At 60.5% G+C, this 19,132-nt stretch carries 16 protein-coding genes; 12 read left to right on the top strand and 4 right to left on the bottom strand.

The features are described from left to right. Position 1: 1 nt before the first annotated feature. The gene (locus ACR0JN_RS01635) at positions 2–2,242 is read left to right on the top strand and encodes a xanthine dehydrogenase family protein molybdopterin-binding subunit (RefSeq protein WP_480883733.1); all 2,241 of its coding nucleotides are present in this window, start codon (positions 2–4) and stop codon (positions 2,240–2,242) included. Positions 2,243–2,281: 39 nt separating this feature from the next. On the opposite strand, the gene ACR0JN_RS01630 is transcribed toward ACR0JN_RS01635, so the two are convergent. The 3 genes from ACR0JN_RS01630 to ACR0JN_RS01620 form a co-directional block, all read right to left on the bottom strand. Continuing rightward, on the bottom strand, positions 2,282–3,061 hold the full coding sequence (locus tag ACR0JN_RS01630; RefSeq protein WP_480883731.1) for a gamma-glutamyl-gamma-aminobutyrate hydrolase family protein: 780 nt from the start codon (positions 3,059–3,061) through the stop codon (positions 2,282–2,284). A gap of 200 nt (positions 3,062–3,261) precedes the next feature. Next, positions 3,262–3,687 carry a GlcG/HbpS family heme-binding protein gene (locus ACR0JN_RS01625; protein WP_480816529.1) on the bottom strand — a complete coding sequence of 142 codons (426 nt, stop codon included), beginning with the start codon at positions 3,685–3,687 and terminating at the stop codon, positions 3,262–3,264. A gap of 36 nt (positions 3,688–3,723) precedes the next feature. Further along, positions 3,724–5,883: a malate synthase G gene (locus ACR0JN_RS01620; RefSeq protein ID WP_480883729.1), complete on the bottom strand. Its 2,160-nt coding sequence runs from the start codon at positions 5,881–5,883 to the stop codon at positions 3,724–3,726. Positions 5,884–6,071: 188 nt separating this feature from the next. On the opposite strand from ACR0JN_RS01620, the gene pepN reads away from it, so the two are divergent. From pepN to ACR0JN_RS01580, 8 genes are all read left to right on the top strand, one after another. After that, entirely contained in the window at positions 6,072–8,624 is a 2,553-nt protein-coding gene (gene pepN, locus ACR0JN_RS01615) for an aminopeptidase N (protein ID WP_480883727.1), read from the top strand. Continuing rightward, the gene (locus tag ACR0JN_RS01610; protein WP_480883725.1) at positions 8,621–9,049 is read left to right on the top strand and encodes a hypothetical protein; all 429 of its coding nucleotides are present in this window, start codon (positions 8,621–8,623) and stop codon (positions 9,047–9,049) included. Before pepN ends, ACR0JN_RS01610 begins: the two co-directional genes overlap by 4 nt. A gap of 130 nt (positions 9,050–9,179) precedes the next feature. Beyond that, positions 9,180–10,439 carry a hypothetical protein gene (locus tag ACR0JN_RS01605; RefSeq protein ID WP_480883723.1) on the top strand — a complete coding sequence of 420 codons (1,260 nt, stop codon included), beginning with the start codon at positions 9,180–9,182 and terminating at the stop codon, positions 10,437–10,439. 70 nt (positions 10,440–10,509) lie between these two features. Next, complete coding sequence (gene gatB, locus ACR0JN_RS01600; RefSeq protein ID WP_480883721.1) at positions 10,510–12,021, top strand: Asp-tRNA(Asn)/Glu-tRNA(Gln) amidotransferase subunit GatB; 1,512 nt, start codon at positions 10,510–10,512, stop codon at positions 12,019–12,021. Positions 12,022–12,114: 93 nt separating this feature from the next. Continuing rightward, a complete protein-coding gene (gene pepT, locus ACR0JN_RS01595) occupies positions 12,115–13,359 on the top strand; it encodes a peptidase T (RefSeq protein ID WP_480883719.1) in 1,245 nt (414 codons plus the stop codon). 80 nt (positions 13,360–13,439) lie between these two features. Next, positions 13,440–13,850: a DUF4177 domain-containing protein gene (locus ACR0JN_RS01590; RefSeq protein WP_480883717.1), complete on the top strand. Its 411-nt coding sequence runs from the start codon at positions 13,440–13,442 to the stop codon at positions 13,848–13,850. A 117-nt stretch (positions 13,851–13,967) separates the two neighbouring features. Next, positions 13,968–15,041: a PLP-dependent cysteine synthase family protein gene (locus ACR0JN_RS01585; protein WP_480883715.1), complete on the top strand. Its 1,074-nt coding sequence runs from the start codon at positions 13,968–13,970 to the stop codon at positions 15,039–15,041. A gap of 404 nt (positions 15,042–15,445) precedes the next feature. After that, a complete protein-coding gene (locus ACR0JN_RS01580; RefSeq protein ID WP_480883713.1) occupies positions 15,446–16,333 on the top strand; it encodes a PDZ domain-containing protein in 888 nt (295 codons plus the stop codon). 75 nt (positions 16,334–16,408) lie between these two features. Here the strand turns inward: ACR0JN_RS01580 and ACR0JN_RS01575 are convergent, their stop codons facing one another. Next, positions 16,409–16,663, bottom strand: a complete 255-nt coding sequence (locus ACR0JN_RS01575) for a BolA family protein (RefSeq protein ID WP_480883711.1) — start codon at positions 16,661–16,663, stop codon at positions 16,409–16,411. 107 nt (positions 16,664–16,770) lie between these two features. Between ACR0JN_RS01575 and ACR0JN_RS01570 the strand changes: the two genes are divergently transcribed. From ACR0JN_RS01570 to cobS, 3 genes are all read left to right on the top strand, one after another. Then, the gene (locus ACR0JN_RS01570) at positions 16,771–17,397 is read left to right on the top strand and encodes a J domain-containing protein (protein WP_480816540.1); all 627 of its coding nucleotides are present in this window, start codon (positions 16,771–16,773) and stop codon (positions 17,395–17,397) included. Positions 17,398–17,541: 144 nt separating this feature from the next. Then, positions 17,542–17,910, top strand: coding sequence for a hypothetical protein (locus ACR0JN_RS01565; protein WP_480883709.1), 369 nt, complete (start codon positions 17,542–17,544; stop codon positions 17,908–17,910). A gap of 155 nt (positions 17,911–18,065) precedes the next feature. Then, positions 18,066–19,052, top strand: coding sequence for a cobaltochelatase subunit CobS (gene cobS, locus ACR0JN_RS01560; protein ID WP_480883707.1), 987 nt, complete (start codon positions 18,066–18,068; stop codon positions 19,050–19,052). Positions 19,053–19,132 lie beyond the last annotated feature (80 nt).

Below are 19,132 nucleotides of genomic sequence, written 5' to 3'. Positions count from 1 at the left end.
GATGGCTCGTATCGGTAAAATCCTGCGCCGCACCTTCCTGATTGGTTCTGCCGCGATCGCGGGCGGGGTGGCTTTCGGTGTGTATTACGTGAACCGCCCGGCCCCGAATCCGCTAAAACCCGGCGAAGGCGAGGCGGCGCTGAATCCCTTTGTTCTGATTGACCAGAACGGCGTCACGCTCTTTGCGCCGCGCGCCGAAATGGGTCAGGGCGTCAAAACCACATGGGCCGCCCTGATTGCCGAGGAACTGGATGTGAATCTGGACCAGATCACTGTTCTGCACGGCCCTGCGGCTGCGGCCTATTACAATTCGGCGCTTGTGGGGGAAGGCTTGCCCAACAAGGGCTACGACATCTCGGATTTCCAGCACAATCTGGGGGATGCTCTGGGTGTGGTCGGCAAGGTTCTGAGCCTGCAGGTCACCGGCGGCTCGACCTCGATGAAGGACGGGTTCGAGCGGATGCGCGAGGCCGGAGCCTCGGCCCGTGAGACGCTGAAACAGGCGGCGGCCAATCGGTTGGGGGTTGAGCGGGATCAGTTGAAAACGGCCTCAGGCCATGTGATCGCGCCCGATGGAACCAGCATTGCTTACACCGACCTTGCCACCGAGGTTGCGCTGCTTGACCCCATCGAGGCCCCGCTGCGCGATCCGTCGGAATGGCGCTATCTTGGCCAGACGCAGCCGCGACTGGACATGGTCGAAAAAGCCACCGGCACCGCCGAGTTCGGCGTGGATGTCCGCCTGCCGGGCATGAAATTCGCCAGCGTGCGCATGAACCCGAAACTGGGTGGTGCGTTGAACGGCTTTGATGACAGCGCGGCCAAAACCATGCCCGGCGTCGAGAAAATCGTCGATCTGGGCACCGGTGTCGCGGTCATCGCCTCCAACACTTGGCTGGCCAATCAGGCGGTCGAGGCAATCGAGGTCGACTGGGGCGATGCCCCCTACCCACCCGAGACCGACGCAATCTTCGCAAAGATTGCCGAGGCCTTTGACGACGCGCCCAATTCAACCATGCGCGATGATGGCGACGTCAGTGTCACGCCCGACGGCGCGACCGAGATTACCGCCGAATACCAGGCGCCCTATCTGGCCCACGCCACGATGGAGCCGATGAACGCAACCGCGCTGTACACTGGCGAGGCGCTGGAACTGTGGTGCGGCAATCAGGCCCCAACCCTGATCCAGTTCCGGGTTGCCAATACCGCCGGTTTGGACACCGAGGCGGTGCAGATCCACACCACTTATCTAGGCGGTGGTTTTGGCCGTCGCGGAGAGCTGGACTTTGGCGAGATTGCCACCAAGGTTGCAATGGCCGTCCCCGGCACGCCGGTTCAGACGACCTGGAGCCGCGAGGAAGACATGCGCCATGACTTCTACCGCCCCGGCGCAATCGCCCGGATGCGCGGCGCGGTGCGGGACGGCAAGGCGGTTCTGATCGACGGCAAGGTTGCATCGCAATCCTGCACCCAACAAGCCGTGACGCGCTACACCGGCCTGCCCGGCGCGGGTCCGGACAAGGTGCTGGTCGAAGGGTTCTTCAACCAGCCCTACGCCGTGCCCAATTACCGCATGAGCGGCCATATCGCCGATCTGGCCGTCCCGGTCGGGTTCTGGCGCTCGGTCGGCAACAGCCACAACGGGTTCTTCCATGAGACGTTCATGGACGAGATGGCCCATGCCGCAGCCCGCGACCCGCTTGAATTCCGGCTGGAGTTGATGAAATCCGAACATGCGCCCTCTGCCGGGTGTCTTGAGGCCGTCCGCGACATGTCCGGCTGGACGGGCAAGACCCCCGATGGCGTCGGACGCGGCGTTGCGTTCACCTACAGCTTCGGCACGCCCGTCGCGCAGGTGATCGAGGTTGTGGACGAAGACGGCACCATCCGCATCAGCAAAGCGTGGATTGCCTGCGACATGGGGATCGCGCTGGACCCGGAAAACGTCAAAGCCCAGATGTTCGGCGGCATGATGTACGGCCTGTCAGCGGCCTGCTACGGCGAGATCACCTTTGCCGAAGGCGAGGTCGAGCAGTTCAACTTCCCCGACTATGACGCGCTGCGCATGCACACCGCCCCGCAGGTCGAGGTGCGCGTTCTTGAGACCAACCGCCATATGGGCGGCGCAGGTGAGCCCGGCACGCCCCCCTCCATGCCCGCGCTTGGCAATGCGCTGTTTGATCTGACCGGAGAACGCGCCCGCAGCCTGCCGCTCAGCCACCAGTTCAACCTGCTGGTCTGATCACGACGCACCGGAACATCGGTCGGGTCGGTGCCTAAGCTACGCGGTTTGCTGCAGAAAACGCGCGCCAGACCCCGTTGACCACGCCCGGACGGCCTCACCAAACGCCTCGAACAGCGGGCGTGAAACCGGGTCGTTGATCGCGTCCCATTCGGGGTGCCACTGCACCGACAAGGTGAAGCCGGGCGCACCCTTGATATACATCGCCTCGGGCGTGCCGTCGGGCGCGTGGCCGTCAATCACAATGCGCTGGCCGATGGTCTTGATACCCTGCCCGTGCAGGGTGTTGGTCATCACCTCGGATGCGCCGAACAACTGGTGGAACACGCCACCGTCGGTCAGCGACACCACGTGGCGCAGGGCAAATTTTTCCTCCAGCGTGCCATCGGGGGGCATGCGGTGGTTCATCCGGCCCGGAAGGTCCCGGATTTCGGGATAGAGCGTCCCGCCCATCGCCACGTTGACCTCCTGAAAGCCGCGGCAAATGCCCATGAAGGGCTGGCCACGCTCAACACAGGCCCGGACCAGCGGCAGCGTGATCGCATCGCGCGCCCGGTCGAAATCGCCATGCGCGTCGGTGGCGGTTTCGCCGTATTCCTCGGGGTGCACATTGGGCCGCCCGCCTGTCAGCAGGAAGCCGTCGCAGACCTCAAGCAACTCATCGACCGAGACGTAACGCGGATCGGCCGGGATCAGCAGCGGCAGGCATCCGGACACGTTGGCCACCGCATCCGAATTCATCGTTCCGCCCGCATGCGTCGGATACTGATCGTTCATCAGGTAAGAGTTGCCGATAATTCCGACGACGGGCCGAGCCATTCCGCTTTCCTTGCAGTTAACTTGATTAGCAAGAAAGCTATCTGCAGAGTCGGGAACGTGCAACAGAACACGCCCTGCGCCATAGCGCAGGAATGTGTTCGAATTTGCACGCATCGTTCTAAATTCGCGCTCAATTTCGGAAAATAGTTCCTAATTTCATCGAAAACTTAGGAAACCTTCCCGCAATAGGCGGTCAGAGATTAAATCTCACCTGCCAGGCCAGCTGCCTCAATTCCGGTCATTGCCGCAATCGCGTCGTTGTCGGATGTGTCTCCGGTCACGCCCACGGCACCGATAATGTCGCCCTTGCGGTTGCGCAACAAAACGCCCCCCGGCACCGGCACCACCTGACCGCCATAGACACCGTTCACGCAGGCCATGAAATAGGACTGAGCCTCGGCCCGTTGCATCTGCGCGGTGCCTGCCATGCCCAACATGACCGAGCCGTAAGCTTTGCCCTGCGCAATCGCGAACCGACCGGGCGCTGCCCCGTCCTCTCGCTCGAACGCAATCACATGGCCCCCTGCGTCCAAAACGACGACGGACAAGGGTTTCAGCTCCATCTCTCGTCCTTTTTCAAGGGCTTTCCGGATGATTGTTCGCGCCTTGCGCAGTGACACTGTCATATGGGCTTCCTCTTGCCGGAGTGGTTGATGTCGGCGTTACGCACTGACCTTTTGGTCTGCCGGTTGATCGCTTGCCTTCAGTTCCAGCCTGCGCGCGTGCAATACCGGCTCGGTATAGCCCGAGGGCTGAACCCGCCCCTTGAACACCAGATCACAGGCCGCCTGAAAAGCGATGCCGTCAAAGGCAGGGGCCATTGGCATGTACCCCGGATCGCCCGCATTCTGCTGATCCACAACGGCGGCCATCTTTTGCATCGCGGCCATCACTTGCGCCTCATCAACGATGCCGTGATGCAGCCAGTTGGCCAGCGCCTGCGAGGAGATCCGGCAGGTGGCACGATCCTCCATCAGGCCGATGTCGTTGATATCGGGCACTTTCGAGCAACCAACACCCTGATCGACCCAGCGCACGACATAGCCAAGAATACCCTGCGCATTGTTTTCAATTTCCCGCGCGATTTCCTCGTCCCCAAGGTTGCGCCCACCCAGTAGCGGAATGGTCAGCAAATCCGCCAACGTGCCGCGTGCGCCACCGGCGGCAAGCTCGTCCTGACGGGCCAGCACGTCCACCTTGTGATAATGCGTCGCGTGCAGGGTTGCAGCGGTCGGCGACGGTACCCATGCGCAGGTCGCGCCTGCCATCGGGTGGCCGATCTTGGCCTCGAGCATATCGCCCATCCGGTCCGGCATGGCCCACATGCCCTTGCCGATCTGCGCCTTGCCTTTCAGCCCGCAGGCCAGACCGATATCGACATTGCGATCCTCGTAGGACGCGATCCACGGCGTGTTCTTGATGTCGCCCTTCGGCAGCATCGGCCCGGCTTCCATCGAGGTATGAATCTCATCACCGGTCCGGTCCAGGAACCCGGTGTTGATAAAGGCCACACGCGATTTCGCCGCCCGGATGCACTCTTTCAGGTTGACCGAGGTTCGACGCTCCTCATCCATGATACCCAGTTTCACGGTGTTGCGCGGCAGGCCCAGAATTTCTTCGACCATGTCGAAGATTTCGACCGAGAACGCGACCTCGTCGGGGCCATGCATCTTGGGCTTGACCACATAGACCGATCCCTCGACCGAGTTGCCGCCCGCACGTTTCAGATCATGCATCGCGATCAGCGTGGTGCAGAGCGCATCCATCAGCCCCTCACCGATCTCATTGCCTTGCCCGTCCAGAACGGCGGGGTTGGTCATCAGGTGGCCCACATTGCGGATCAGCATCAGAGAGCGTCCCTTCAGCGTGGCCTGTTCACCGCCAGCGGTGGTATAGGCCACGTCGCCTGCCAGCTTGCGGGTGAAGGTTTTGCCGCCCTTCGTGACCTCTTCGGCCAGATCGCCGCGCATCAGGCCCAGCCAATTGTCATAGGCCACCACCTTGTCAGCGGCATCGACGCATGCCACGGAATCCTCGCAGTCCATGATGGTGGACAGGGCAGATTCCAAACGTACATCTGAGATGCCTGCCAGGTCCGAGGCACCGATATCGCTGCTGGGGTCGATCATGATCTGGATATGCAGACCGTTGTTCTTAAGCAGCACGAAGTCCGGGTTTTCAGCCGCACCGCCAAAGCCTGCAAAGGCCGCCGGATCGGCCAGAGCCGGGCTGAGCACGCCGTCTGTAACGCTCACATTAGAAACGTCCGCCCAAGACCCTTGGGCCAGCGGTACAGCATCGTCCAGAAACGCTTTCGCCCACGCGATCACCCTCGCGCCGCGCGCTTGATCATACCCACCCGCATCGGGCAAATCGCCCATTGCATCGGTGCCATATAGCGCGTCATACAGACTGCCCCACCGCGCATTGGCGGCGTTGAGCGCAAAGCGGGCATTGGTGATCGGCACCACCAACTGAGGTCCGGGCGTCAGCGCAATCTCGGGGTCGACATTTGCGGTCTCGATCTGAAAATCCGGGCCTTCGTCGACCAGATAACCGATCTCTTGCAGGAAAGCCTTGTAGGCAGCGTCATCATGCGCCTGCCCTTTGAGAGACTCGTGCCAGGCATCGACGCGGCTTTGGATATCTGCACGTTTGCTCAGAAATTCGCGGTTTTTCGGCCCCAGCTCTTCCACCATGCGGGCAAGCCCCGCCCAGAATGCCTCGGATGACACACCGGTTTCCGGCAAGGCCCGCGTGTCGATGAAATCCACCAGTTCCTCAGCAATCTGCAGCCCGTTCCGGCTTATTCTGCCGCTCATGTTCCGATTCTCCCGCTTTGTGTGCGATTGTATGCGCTCATCAGTTAGGACGAAAGTTTCCGATAGGCAACATTGCCGCCTTATATTTGGTCAAAAAATATTACCAAAGTCGCGTACGTTCTGACGGTTGCAGCCCTGCCCCGATCCCCATAACGTCGCGCCAAACCCCAACCGATGCGAGGCCCCCGATGCGCGACGCTGCCCCCACAACGATCTATCTGAAAGACTACACGCCCTTTGGCTATCTGGTGGACAGCGTGCATCTGACTTTCGATCTGGCCGCCCATGCCACGCGCGTCATCTCGCGCATCGCTTTCCGACCCAACCCCGAGGCGACCGACAAGACATTCTTCCTGCATGGCGAAGACCTGACCCTGATCCGTGCGTCGATTGACGGGGCCGAGATCACGCCGGATGTCACCGACAAAGGCCTGACTGTCGGTGTGCCCGACGCGCCCTTTGTTTGGGAGGCCGAAGTCGAAATCGATCCCGGCAACAACACGGCACTCGAAGGGCTTTATATGTCGAACGGCATGTATTGCACCCAGTGTGAGGCTGAAGGGTTCCGCAAGATCACTTATTACCCCGACCGCCCCGATGTGATGTCCACCTTCACCGTGCGCATCAACGGCGATCTGCCGGTGCTGCTGTCGAACGGCAACCCCTCGGGCAAGGGCGATGGCTGGGCCGAGTGGACTGACCCATGGCCCAAACCCGCCTACCTTTTCGCACTGGTCGCAGGCGAGCTGCTTGCCCATCCCGGCCAGTTCACCACCAAGTCGGGGCGCGAGGTCGAACTGAATCTCTGGGTCCGCCCCGGTGACGAAGGCAAATGCGCCTTTGGCATGGAAGCCCTGAAGAAGTCGATGAAATGGGACGAAGACGTCTATGGCCGCGAATACGATCTGAACGTGTTCAACATCGTGGCCGTCGACGATTTCAACATGGGCGCGATGGAAAACAAGGGGCTGAACATCTTCAACTCCTCGGCTGTGCTGGCCAGCCCCGAGACCTCGACCGATGCCAATTTCGAACGGATCGAAGCGATCATAGCGCATGAGTATTTCCACAACTGGACCGGCAACCGCATCACCTGTCGCGACTGGTTCCAACTTTGCCTGAAAGAGGGGCTGACCGTCTTCCGCGACGCGCAGTTCACATCCGACGTGCGCTCAGCGCCGGTCAAACGTATTCACGACGCCATCGACCTGCGCGCACGTCAGTTCCCCGAAGACAATGGCCCACTGTCCCACCCGGTGCGGCCCGAAAGCTTTCAGGAGATCAACAACTTCTACACCGCAACCGTCTACGAGAAAGGTGCCGAGGTGATCGGTATGCTGAAACGTCTGGTCGGGGATGAGGCTTATGGCAAGGCGCTGGACCTCTATTTCGACCGCCATGACGGGCAGGCCTGCACCATCGAGGACTGGATACAGGTGTTCGAGGACACGACAGGCCGCGATCTGAGCCAGTTCATGCGCTGGTACAGCCAATCCGGCACCCCTCGGGTGACGGTGTCCGAGGATTGGGTCGATGGCACCTACACCCTGACCCTTGGCCAGCGCACTGAGCCTACGCCCGGTCAGGACAGCAAGCAGCCGCAGGTGATCCCGGTCGCCGTTGGCCTGCTGGGCTCCAACGGGGATGAGGTGCGCGAAACGCAAGTGCTGGAACTGACCGAGGCGCAGCAGAGCTTCACCTTCACCGGGTTGGCCGCCAAACCCGTGCCCTCGATCCTGCGGGAATTCTCGGCCCCGGTGATCCTTGAACACGCACCCTCAAACGCCGAACGTGCGTTCCTGCTTGCCCATGACACCGATCCGTTCAACCGCTGGCAGGCCGGACGGTCGCTGGCGCAGGACACGTTACTGCGCATGATCACGGATGAGGCCGCCCCGGACGCCGAATATCTGGACGGCCTGCTGGCGGTTCTGCGCGATGCGACGCTGGACCCGGCCTATCGTGCTTTGATGCTGGGTCTGCCGACCCAATCGGAACTGGCCGCGGCCCTGCACGAAGGGGGCACCACGCCCGACCCAATGGCGATCTGGACCGCCGTGGAGACTTTGCGACAGGCAACCGCGCAGCACATGCAGGACCTGCTGCCAAGGCTGCATAGCGAGGCGTTGGTCGAAGCCCCCTACGCGCCCGACGCCGACCAATCGGGCAAACGCGCCTTGGGCAGCGCGGCGCTGGCCCTGACCTCGCGGCTGGATGGCGGGGCGATGGCGGTCGAGGCTTATGCCAAGGCCAACAACATGACCCTGCAACTGACCGCCCTGTCCTGCCTGCTGCGGGCCCGCAAGGGCGAGGCGGAACTGGCCGCATTCTACGATCAGTGGCAACATGACCGGCTTGTCATGGACAAATGGTTCGGACTGCAGGTCGCAATGGCCGCGCCCGAGGCGACGCCAGAAACCGCGCACCGCCTGACCGAACACCGCGATTTTAACTGGAAAAACCCCAACCGCTTCCGGGCTGTGATGGGCGGGCTGGCAATGAACCACGCCGGGTTCCATCAGGCGGATGGCGCGGGCTATCAGGTGCTGGCCGACTGGCTGATCCGGCTGGACCCGGTGAACCCGCAGACCACTGCGCGGATGTGTTCGGCCTTCCAAACCTGGAAACGCTATGACGCTGGGCGGCAAGACCTGATGCGCGCGCAACTCACGCGTATCGCGGAAACACCAAACCTGTCGCGCGACACGACCGAGATGGTGTCCCGTATCCTCGGCGCATGACCCCCTACACGTTCACGCGCCACCACAGGAATTCGCGCACCGTGTTCATCCTGATCGGGGTCTATGCCGCCCTGCTGGCGCTGATGATCCTGTTTAACGCCGCATGGTGGATTGTCGGGGCGCTGGCCCTGACCACTCTGCCTGCGGTGTGGGACGTATTTCAGGACAGCAGCGCGGGGCTGCAACTGGATAAGGAGCAGCTGCACTGGTTTTCCGGCAAACGGCAGGGTCAGATCGACCTGAGCGACGTGGATTTCTTCCGCTTCGACACCCGCTGGGATTTCTCGGTCCGCGTTTCGATGGTTCTGACCAACGGAAAGCGCGTTCGCCTTCCGGACGAGTCGATTCCCCCCCACCGTGCGTTCGAAGATGTGCTGCAGCAGGCGGGCTTTCGCGTCAAACGGCATCATTTCACTGTTTTCTGAAACGATCCCCCTCGGGTCCGCAACATTGGCCCGCATTTTTGCGCAATCTCCCGTATTTAACTTGATTTGGACGGGGATAGCGGCCAAAGTTTACATCTAAGTTACCAGTTTTTCAGTTTCGAGTTTCACCATGTTCCGGGTTTTTCAGGCGCTTTCAGCCAGATTATCAGCTTCTTCCACGCAACCCACATCGGAAATCTGCGCGACCGAGGCCGCCTTGGCCGCCGCCCTGCCCGATCAGGGACAGATCAATATCCCCGTCGCGAAATCCGAATCCGGCGATCTGCTGAGTCACTCCACCATCGAACATGGCCGCTATCTGGCGCGCCAGGACCGCTGGGAAGAACTGTCTTCGGAAATGCGCAACGCGGATGCAGCGCGCGAGGCTGCCCCGGATGGCATGCCCATCGCCGATCTGCTGGCCTTTGGTGCACGCTCAGACGTTGTGATGGCCGCAGAACATGCCCTGTCCGATGGCAAGGCGATCTCTGATTATGACCTGCTGGGCGGTATCTCGGAACTGGAAGGCGAGATGGCGGAACGTCCCGATGACCCGATGATGTCTGCCGTAGTCGCCCTGTCGCATATCGATCTTGCCTGGGCATGGCGCGGAAACGCGTCTGACAGCGCCCTGCCGCCGCTTCATTGCTCGCGCTGCGCGGCGCATTTTGACCGCGCCGCAGCGATCTTGCCCAAATGCCGCGAGGCCGCGCCGGACAGCCCGCTGATCGCAGCCGCCGGTTGTTCGCTGCTGGCGGGTCAGCGCAAGACCTCGGCTCGGGTCGGGGATGAATATGAACGTCTGATCGATCTGGACCCGAACAACCAACGCCATATGCGTGCCATGGGCAGCCATCTGCTGCCGCGTTGGTTCGGCAGCTATGAGGAACTGGAAATTCAGGCCCTGCGCAACGCGGCCCGGACACAGAAGATCTGGGGCGCGGGCGGCTATACCTGGGTTCAGTTCGACGCCATCGCACTGGACGAAGACGCCTGCGCGCGGCTGGATGTCGAGTATTTCCTCGAAGGTCTGCACGACATCGTGCGGCTGCGCCCCGATCAGCCGATGATCAACACCCTTTCGGCCTATTGCGCGATCACGATGCAGAACGGCACCGGCCTGAGCCCGCAAGCCAACGCGGTCCGCGCCCAGATGCGCGAGGCAGCAAACTGGCTGATCCGCGATCACCTGACCGAGCTCTACCCGCTGATCTGGGCCCATGCGGCCAACGGGTTCAACAACAGCCTGCGCATCAACTCGCCCGAGCGTTTTGCCGCCCGTGGGCACCGCTGCGCTTTGCGGGCCATTGGCGATCTGTTCCGTGACGAGTTGCACAGCGGGATGGATGTGACCTTTACCCCTGCGGGCCTGCGCCTGTCGCAGCACTGATTCCCCCTTGCCCCTTTGGCGCGGCGCGCCTAATACGCAGGCTTAGATTTCTGCGGATATGAGGCGCGCCATGCTCGACCTGACCTACGACATGCCCAAAGTCAAAACCATTGCCGGGGCCAAGCACGATTGGGAACTGGTGATCGGGATGGAGGTGCACGCTCAGGTCTCATCCAATGCCAAGCTGTTTTCAGGCGCTTCGACCCAATTCGGGGCCGAGCCGAATTCAAATGTGGCGTTCGTTGATGCGGCGATGCCGGGAATGCTGCCAGTGATCAACGAGTATTGCGTGGAACAGGCTGTGCGCACCGGGCTGGGACTGAAGGCGGACATCAACCTGAAATCGGCTTTTGACCGCAAGAACTATTTCTATCCCGACCTGCCGCAGGGCTACCAGATTTCTCAGCTGTATCACCCCATCGTGGGCGAAGGCGAAGTGTTGGTCGAGATGGGCGACGGCACCGCACGCATGGTCCGGATCGAGCGCATTCACATGGAACAGGATGCGGGCAAATCGATCCACGACATGGACCCGCATATGTCCTTTGTTGACCTGAACCGCACCGGTGTTTGCCTGATGGAGATCGTCAGCCGCCCCGATATTCGCGGGCCGGAAGAGGCTGCCGCCTATATCGCCAAGCTGCGCCAGATCATGCGGTATCTGGGCACTTGCGACGGCAACATGCAAAACGGCAACCTGCGGGCGGACGTGAACGTCTCGATCTGTTTGCCGGGCGCGTATGAGAAGTATCAGGAAACACAGGACTTTTCGCATCTGGGCACGCGCTGCGAGATCAAGAACATGAACTCGATGCGCTTTATCCAGCAGGCGATTGAGGTCGAAGCACGTCGTCAGATCGCCATTGTCGAAGGTGGTGGCACGGTTGATCAGGAAACCCGCCTGTACGATCCGGACAAGGGCGAAACGCGGTCGATGCGCTCCAAAGAAGAAGCGCATGATTACCGCTATTTCCCCGACCCCGACCTGCTGCCGCTGGAAATCGAGCAAGCATGGGTCGATGACATCGCCGCCAAGCTGCCTGAACTGCCCGACGAGAAAAAGGCGCGGTTCATCGAAGCGTTCGGCCTGACCGACTATGACGCCTCGGTCCTGACCGCCGAGGTCGAAAGCGCTGCTTACTTCGAAGACGTCGCCAAAGGCCGCAACGGCAAGCTGGCTGCGAATTGGGTCATCAACGAGTTGTTTGGCCGCTTGAAGAAAGAAGACCACGACATCACCGACTCGCCCGTGTCTCCGGCGCAATTGGGTGGGATCATCGACCTGATCGCCTCGGATGCCATCTCGGGCAAAATCGCCAAGGACCTGTTTGAAATCGTCTATACCGAAGGCGGTGATCCGGCGCAGATCGTCGAAGAGCGCGGCATGAAACAGGTGACCGACACCGGCGCTATCGAGGCCGCTTTGGATGAGATCATTGCCGCAAACCCGGCGCAGGTCGAAAAGGCCAAGGTGAACCCGAAACTGGCGGGCTGGTTTGTCGGTCAGGTGATGAAGGCGACCGGTGGCAAGGCCAATCCCAAGGCCGTGAACGAATTGGTGAGCAAAAAGCTGGGATCGTAAGTCCCCGGCTGCCCAAACAGAACGGGGTCAGGCCATCGGCTTGACTCCGTTTTTGTTTCCGCTCTTTCTTCGGCACCAGAGAGGTAAGGTGCCATGCAGAACAGATTTGATCAGGAACTCGAAACCCGGCTGATGCGCTATGCGGCCATCGACAGCCAAAGCGATGAGACGTCGCCCTCGACCCCCAGCAGCGACATTCAGTTCGACATGCTGAACCTGCTGCGCGATGAGTTGACCGGGATTGGCGCGCAGGACGTTGAACTGACTGGCGACAGCGTTGTCGTAGCGACAATCCCAGGCACGGCTGAGGGGCCAACGGTCGGCTTTCTGGCCCATGTGGACACCGCGCCTCAGTTCAACGCAACCGGCGTCAAGCCAAGGGTCATCAAAGGGTATAACGGCGGCGATATCACCTTCCCCGACGATCCCGATCTGGTTCTGTCGCCCGAGGAACACCCCTATCTGGCCGAGAAGATCGGCCATGATCTGATCACCGCCTCGGGCACCACCCTGCTGGGTGCAGATGACAAGGCGGGCGTGTCGATCCTGATGACAATGGCGCGACACCTGCTGGAAAACAAAGACATCCCCCACGGCCCGATCCGCATCGCCTTCACTCCGGATGAAGAGATCGGGCGCGGCGTGACGGAGCAACTGCCGAAAGACCTCGGCGCGGATTTCGCCTTTACGCTGGACGGTCAGGAAGTGGGTGAGATCGAATATGAAAGCTTCTCGGCCGATCAGGCGGTGATCCGGGTCAAAGGCGTCTCGATCCACCCCGGACTGGCCAAGGACAAGATGGTGAACGCAGCGCATCTGGCGGCGAAAATCGTGCAGACGCTGCCGCAGGCCACCATGACGCCCGAGACTACCGATGATCGCCAGGGGTTCATCCACGTCACCGACATGAGCGGCGGGTCGTCAGAGATGGAGATCAAGCTGATCCTGCGCGATTTCGAGATGGACGGGCTGGAGGCACAGCGCAACATCGTGCGTCAGGTCTGCGACGCCGTGCAGGCCACCGAACCGCGCGCGCAAATCACCTGTGACATAAGCCACCAGTACCGCAACATGCGCTATTGGCTAGAAAAGGACATGACCCCGGTCGACCTGGCCCGCGACGCCTGCCGCGAGTTGGGGATCGAACCGCTGTCCGTCCCGATCCGCGGCGGCACCGACGGTTCGCGCCTGACCGAGTTCGGCACCCCCTGCCCCAACCTCTTCACCGGGATGCAGTGCATTCACGGGCCGCTGGAGTGGATCTCGGTGCAGGACATGGCACAGGCGACCGAACTGTGCCTCTCGGTTGTGGCCAAAGCGGCGCAGACCAAGGGCTGAAATGTGCCGGTGGGCCAAGGTCTCTTTCCCACCGGGATCAACCTGTTAAGTTGGCGGCAACAGGCACTAAGGATCAGTTGATGCAGCGCTACGAATACAAGGTCGTCCCCGCCCCGCAAAAAGTGGTCAAGGCCAAGGGTGTGAAAACCGCCGAGGGCCGGTTCGCCGCCTCGGTCGAGCAGGTGCTGAACCAGATGGGACAGGACGGCTGGGAGTACCAGCGGGCTGAGTTGCTGCCGAGCGAGGAGCGCTCGGGCCTGACCGGATCAACCACGAACTGGCGCAATGTGCTGGTGTTCCGGCGCGCGGTGGAACAGGCGGTAGTCCCCACCCCAACGCCCACAGAAACGCCCGAGGGCGTGCCGCTGGCCCAGCCGGTTCCGGGCCCCGAGGCGGTTCAGGCCCCCGAGCCGATTGCGGAAGAGGCGAAGGAGCCGCCTTTGACGCTGAAAACGCCCGAGGACAGCACGGAAGAGCCTGAAAAGCCCTAGGCGAAAGCGGGCCCTTTTGGGCTTGTGTCATGCCGCGCCCCTCGCCCGCGGTAAAGAGTCTTATCAATTTCTCCCCCTCTGTGGCATGTTAACGAGGCAACAAAGGGGGGCTTTGAAATGGCAATTCGGCAGACACACGGGCGCAAGCGCCTGTATGACAGTATTCTGGACACGGTCGGCGATACGCCCTGTATCCGCGTTAACCGGATCGCACCGGACCACGTGACAGTCTATGTTAAGTTCGAGGCTTTTAACCCAGCAGGCTCGGTCAAGGACCGGCTGGCGCTCAATATCATCGAAGCGGCGGAACGGGACGGGTCCCTGAAACCCGGTCAAACGGTGGTCGAGGCGACCTCGGGCAACACCGGGATCGGGCTGGCGATGGTGTGTGCCGCCAAGGGCTATCCGCTGGTGGTGACCATGGCCGACAGTTTTTCCGTCGAACGTCGCAAGCTGATGCGGTTTCTGGGCGCAAAGGTCTTACTGACCCCACGGGCGCAAAAGGGCTTTGGCATGTACACCAAGGCCAAGGAATTGGCCGAGCAGAATGGCTGGTTCCTTGCCAGCCAGTTCGAAACAGCCGCAAATGCGGATATTCACGAAGCCACCACGGCGCAGGAAATCCTTGCCGATTTCGATGGCGGTAAGCTCGACTATTGGGTCACCGGCTATGGGACGGGCGGGACTGTGTCAGGCGTCGCGCGCGTTCTTCGGAAAGAGCGCCCGGACACCAAGATCATCCTGACGGAACCCGCCAACGCCGCCATCGTGTCGTCGGGCTACACCAACACGCGTAACGACGCGCATCAACCCACCGAAAGCCACCCCAATTTCGAACCCCACCCGATTCAGGGCTGGACGCCGGATTTCATCCCGTGGGTGCTGCAAGAGGCAATCGACAATGCCTACTACGATGAAATGATCCCCGTTCCCGGCCCCAAGGGCATCGCCTGGTCCCGCCGTCTGGCTGCGGAAGAAGGCATCTTCACCGGAATCTCAGGCGGATCGACCTTTGCGGTGGCGATGAAACTGGCCGAAGACGCGCCCGAAGGCTCGGTCATGCTGGTCATGCTGCCCGACACGGGCGAGCGGTACCTGTCGACCCCGCTGTTTGAAGGGATTGAGGAAGAGATGACGGAAGAGGAGCGCGATATCTCGAAATCCACCCCATCGGCTCAGATGGATGGATGATACAGCGTCGAGCCGCGTTACGGGAGCCTCCGAACGCGGCCCAAAACTGACAGAAAATGTAATCCGCACAAAATTGTCAGGCGCGGGTTTTTCCTATTACATGACTGCAAGACATTTTTGAGTTTCAGTTGGTCAGCCTTAGGAGAATTATTGTGTCGAGATTGTTGTTGGTGTGCCTTGGTCTGGCCTTGAGTTTGAGTGTGACACAGGTTCAGGCGGCGGATGTTTCGATAACTATATGCAACCGGTCGGAAAACCCGTTTAGGGCTGCATTGTTCAAGCAATATCGGCATCAGGGCAATTTGGTCTGGAGGGTGCAGGGATGGCTCAAGTTCCCGGCCGGAAAATGCGGTTATGCCGGGCGCATCACCGATCACTGGGGTGGACTGGTCTTTTCGGTCGGTGTGAATGACGGCTTCAAGCCTTTCAAATATACTCCCAGCCGTCAGTTCAACCGCTGGGGTCCGCCACCCGCAATCACCGAGGTTTGCGTAACCAAGGACGGCAGCGACTTTGGCCGCGGCACTCTCAGCCAGAGCGAGTTGTCCCGAACCTGCCCGCAAGGTCCAAGCGCGCAGGTTCCTGTTTCGATCATGATGAACCCAGGGCTTTCCGACTCCAATGTGACGATTGACGTAAGTTCGGTGCCCGCCACGTTGCCGGACCCCGGTTTCGCCGCGTCGCCCAAGCTGGAGGCAGATCTGACAAAGTGGGAGGACTATATTTTGCAGTGCATTCCCGATCTGATCTCTCGCTATGCCCACTCTCAGAGTACAGCACTGTTCACATGCACCTGTTACGCAACCGCGGCCGAGCTTTCTGTTGCACCTGAGCGCCATTCATACGCTTATCCCAGTGTTCTGACTGTCGACTATGACGCCCTTCCCGAAAAAGAGCAGACCGAGTTGAAGGGTCTGAACATCACCTGCCATAGCCGAAATCTGAAAACCGATCCAGAATTCGAAGAGCTGGTCGTCAAGAAAATCGCACTGATTGAAAGCAAGATGAAAAAGGACACCACGCCACCGGAACTAGGTGTCTATCTTGGCATGACGGCCAACATAAACTCGGACGGCCCATTAAAGCTGCAATCGGTGGATACCAACAGCGCGGCCTACAAAACCGGGTGGTTGCGGGATGGCGACATCATCTATCGTGCGGATAACGCGCCGGTCAAAAACCTCACGGAGTTGAGCGAGCGCGTCAATGCGGCGATTGCACGAGGTCAACGCTCCATCAGCCTGAGCGTTGAGCGACCGGGTTCGTTTTTCAACACGAAGCTCGAGTTCTGAGGCTGGAAAAAAGTGCTTCGCAAACGGGGCCGAACCCACCGGCCCCGTTAAGGTGCGACGGCACCAGATTAGACGTCAATCATCGATATCCAGTGCCAACGCATGTATCCGAGGAACAATATCGCCCAGCGCCTTGTGAACCGCCCGGTGGCGGGCGACGCGGGACTGGCCCTCGAACGCCGCAGCACGAATGCGCACGTTGAAATGGCTCTCTCCGCCGTCCTGATACCCTGCGTGACCGCGATGGCTTTCGCTGTCATCAATCACCTCCAACTCGCGCGGATCAAAGGCAGCTTGCAGGCGGTCGCGGATTTCATCAGTCACGGTCATTTTTCTGCTCAGCGGCAAAATTTTTGCCGCCCCCCTCTTCTACTTTCGGCTGCTTAGATTAAACTGCTGCCTCCGAGTCGAAAAGACACGTTCGTGAGGATCAGTATATGGCCAAGTCAGACCCCTTTGGATTCGATATGTCCGTTTCCAGCGCCAAGAAAAAGAACCCGCGCGGGCGTCGGGGCATGTCGGGCGCGTCTGAAACCTCGGTCCGAATCTGTGATCACGAAGGCTGCGAAGAGGCGGGCAAATTCCGCGCGCCCAAGGCACCTGACGTCTTGGACGACTTTTTTTGGTTCTGCCAGCAACACGTGCGCGAATATAACCAGAAATGGAACTTCTTCGACGGCACGACCGAGGCTGAACTGAACGCGCAACGCTCGAAGGACAAGGTCTGGGAGCGCGAAACCAAGCCGATGGGCGACCCCGAGGCCCGCGCTTGGGCCCGTCTGGGCATCGAGGACCCGCATCAGGTTTTGGGCGCGAACAGCACGCAGAACAAGGGCCGCACCTCGGGCGGTGGCGGTCGCCGCCTGCCCCCGACCGAACGTCGCGCGATTGAGATTCTGGAAGCCAATGACAGCTGGACCAAGGCCGAGGTGCGCAAGGCGTACAAAAAACTGATCAAGGTGCTTCACCCGGACATGAATGGCGGCGACCGGTCTCAGGAAGAACAGTTGCAAGAGGTTGTGTGGGCCTGGGATCAGATCAAGGACAGCCGGAACTTTAAGTAGCGTCCGATTTGAAAACGCGGCAGCCGCCGCAGTCTTAGGGCATTGGGGTGATTTTCTCTGCCGGACCGGCTATTCCTGGCATGTCATTTTGATCGACCTATGCGGTCTGTTTTTGCATTGCTGCATTCAAGAAAGGCGAGGGGTATGCGTTTCATTCCATTGATCCTGTTGGGAATACTCTGCCTTGTGCCCCATCAAGGGCAAGCCCAGGGTTGTCTGCGTCTGGATTTGGACAGCACATTCGTTATCGGCGACATCCCCGGCGATGCCCCTCCCGAAGGCTTCATCTGCTATGACCTGTCGTTCCCGCGCGGCCAGAACATGAGCATCGAGCTTGCCAGCGGCAGGAATGTCGCGATCTCGGTTCCCGGTTACTATGACGCGCGCATCGAAAGGCAGTTCCTTGGCGATTTGCCCGGACATCTCGAAATCCGCGTCTTTCAGATGCAGCGTTCGGCCCAACCGGAACCGTTTCTGGTCAGGCTGAGGTTCGAGCCACCCGGAAACGGTTGATCCATCAACAGATCACGCGCCGATAAGGCCAGTTTCAAAGAAACATCCGCCGAGGTCGCGGCACAGGCGGCTTTCCCTTGCCCTTGCCCGCAATATGTTGCACCACACACAGGTTCAAACCCGGCAATTCGGGCCAAAGGATAAGGACAAGGCGCATGGCTGACGGATCGATCGACATCAACGCGAAACCTACCGATGATATCTCGGTCCGGGACGTGTTCGGCATTGATACGGACATGGCGGTCAAGGGCTTTGCCGACCGCAGCGACCGCGTGCCCGTCGTCGATCCGACCTACAAATTCGACCCGGAAACCACGCTGGCGATTCTGGCAGGCTTTGCCCATAACCGCCGGGTGATGATCCAAGGCTATCACGGCACCGGCAAATCGACCCATATCGAACAGGTCGCCGCGCGTCTGAACTGGCCTGCGGTGCGGGTGAACCTGGACAGCCACATCAGCCGGATCGACCTGATCGGCAAGGACGCGATCAAGCTGCGCGACGGCAAGCAGGTGACCGAGTTCCACGAAGGTATCCTGCCCTGGGCCCTGCGCAACCCCGTCGCCATCGTATTCGACGAATACGACGCAGGCCGCGCGGACGTGATGTTCGTGATCCAGCGGGTACTGGAGCATGACGGCAAACTGACTCTGCTTGACCAGAATGAGATCATCACGCCCAACCCCAATTTCCGCCTGTTCGCCACCGCAAACACTGTGGGTCTGGGCGACACGACCGGGCTGTATCACGGCACTCAGCAGATCAACCAGGCGCAGATGGACCGCTGGTCTTTGGTCTCGACACTGAACTACTTGAGCCACGATGCTGAGACGATGATCGTTCTGTCGAAGGCGCCCCATTACAACACCGAAAAAGGCCGCAAGACCGTCAGCCAGATGGTGACCGTGGCCGACCTGACCCGAACCGCCTTCATGAACGGCGATCTGAGTACGGTGATGAGCCCCAGAACAGTGATCAACTGGGCGCAAAATGCCGAGATTTTCCGCGACGTGGGCTATGCGTTCCGCCTGTCCTTCCTGAACAAATGCGATGAGTTGGAGCGCCAGACGGTGGCCGAGTTCTATCAGCGTTGCTTTGATGAAGAATTGCCTGAAAGTGCAGCCTCTGCGAGTTTGGGATAACGCGCTGAATTGCGCCCGTGCCGGGCGCAATGCCTCCGGCGGGGAAATTTATGGCCAGATGAAGGGGGATCCGGTTTCGC

It is taken from the genome of Ruegeria sp. G12, from assembly GCF_056533565.1.
This window is presented reverse-complemented; position numbering and strand designations above follow the sequence as displayed.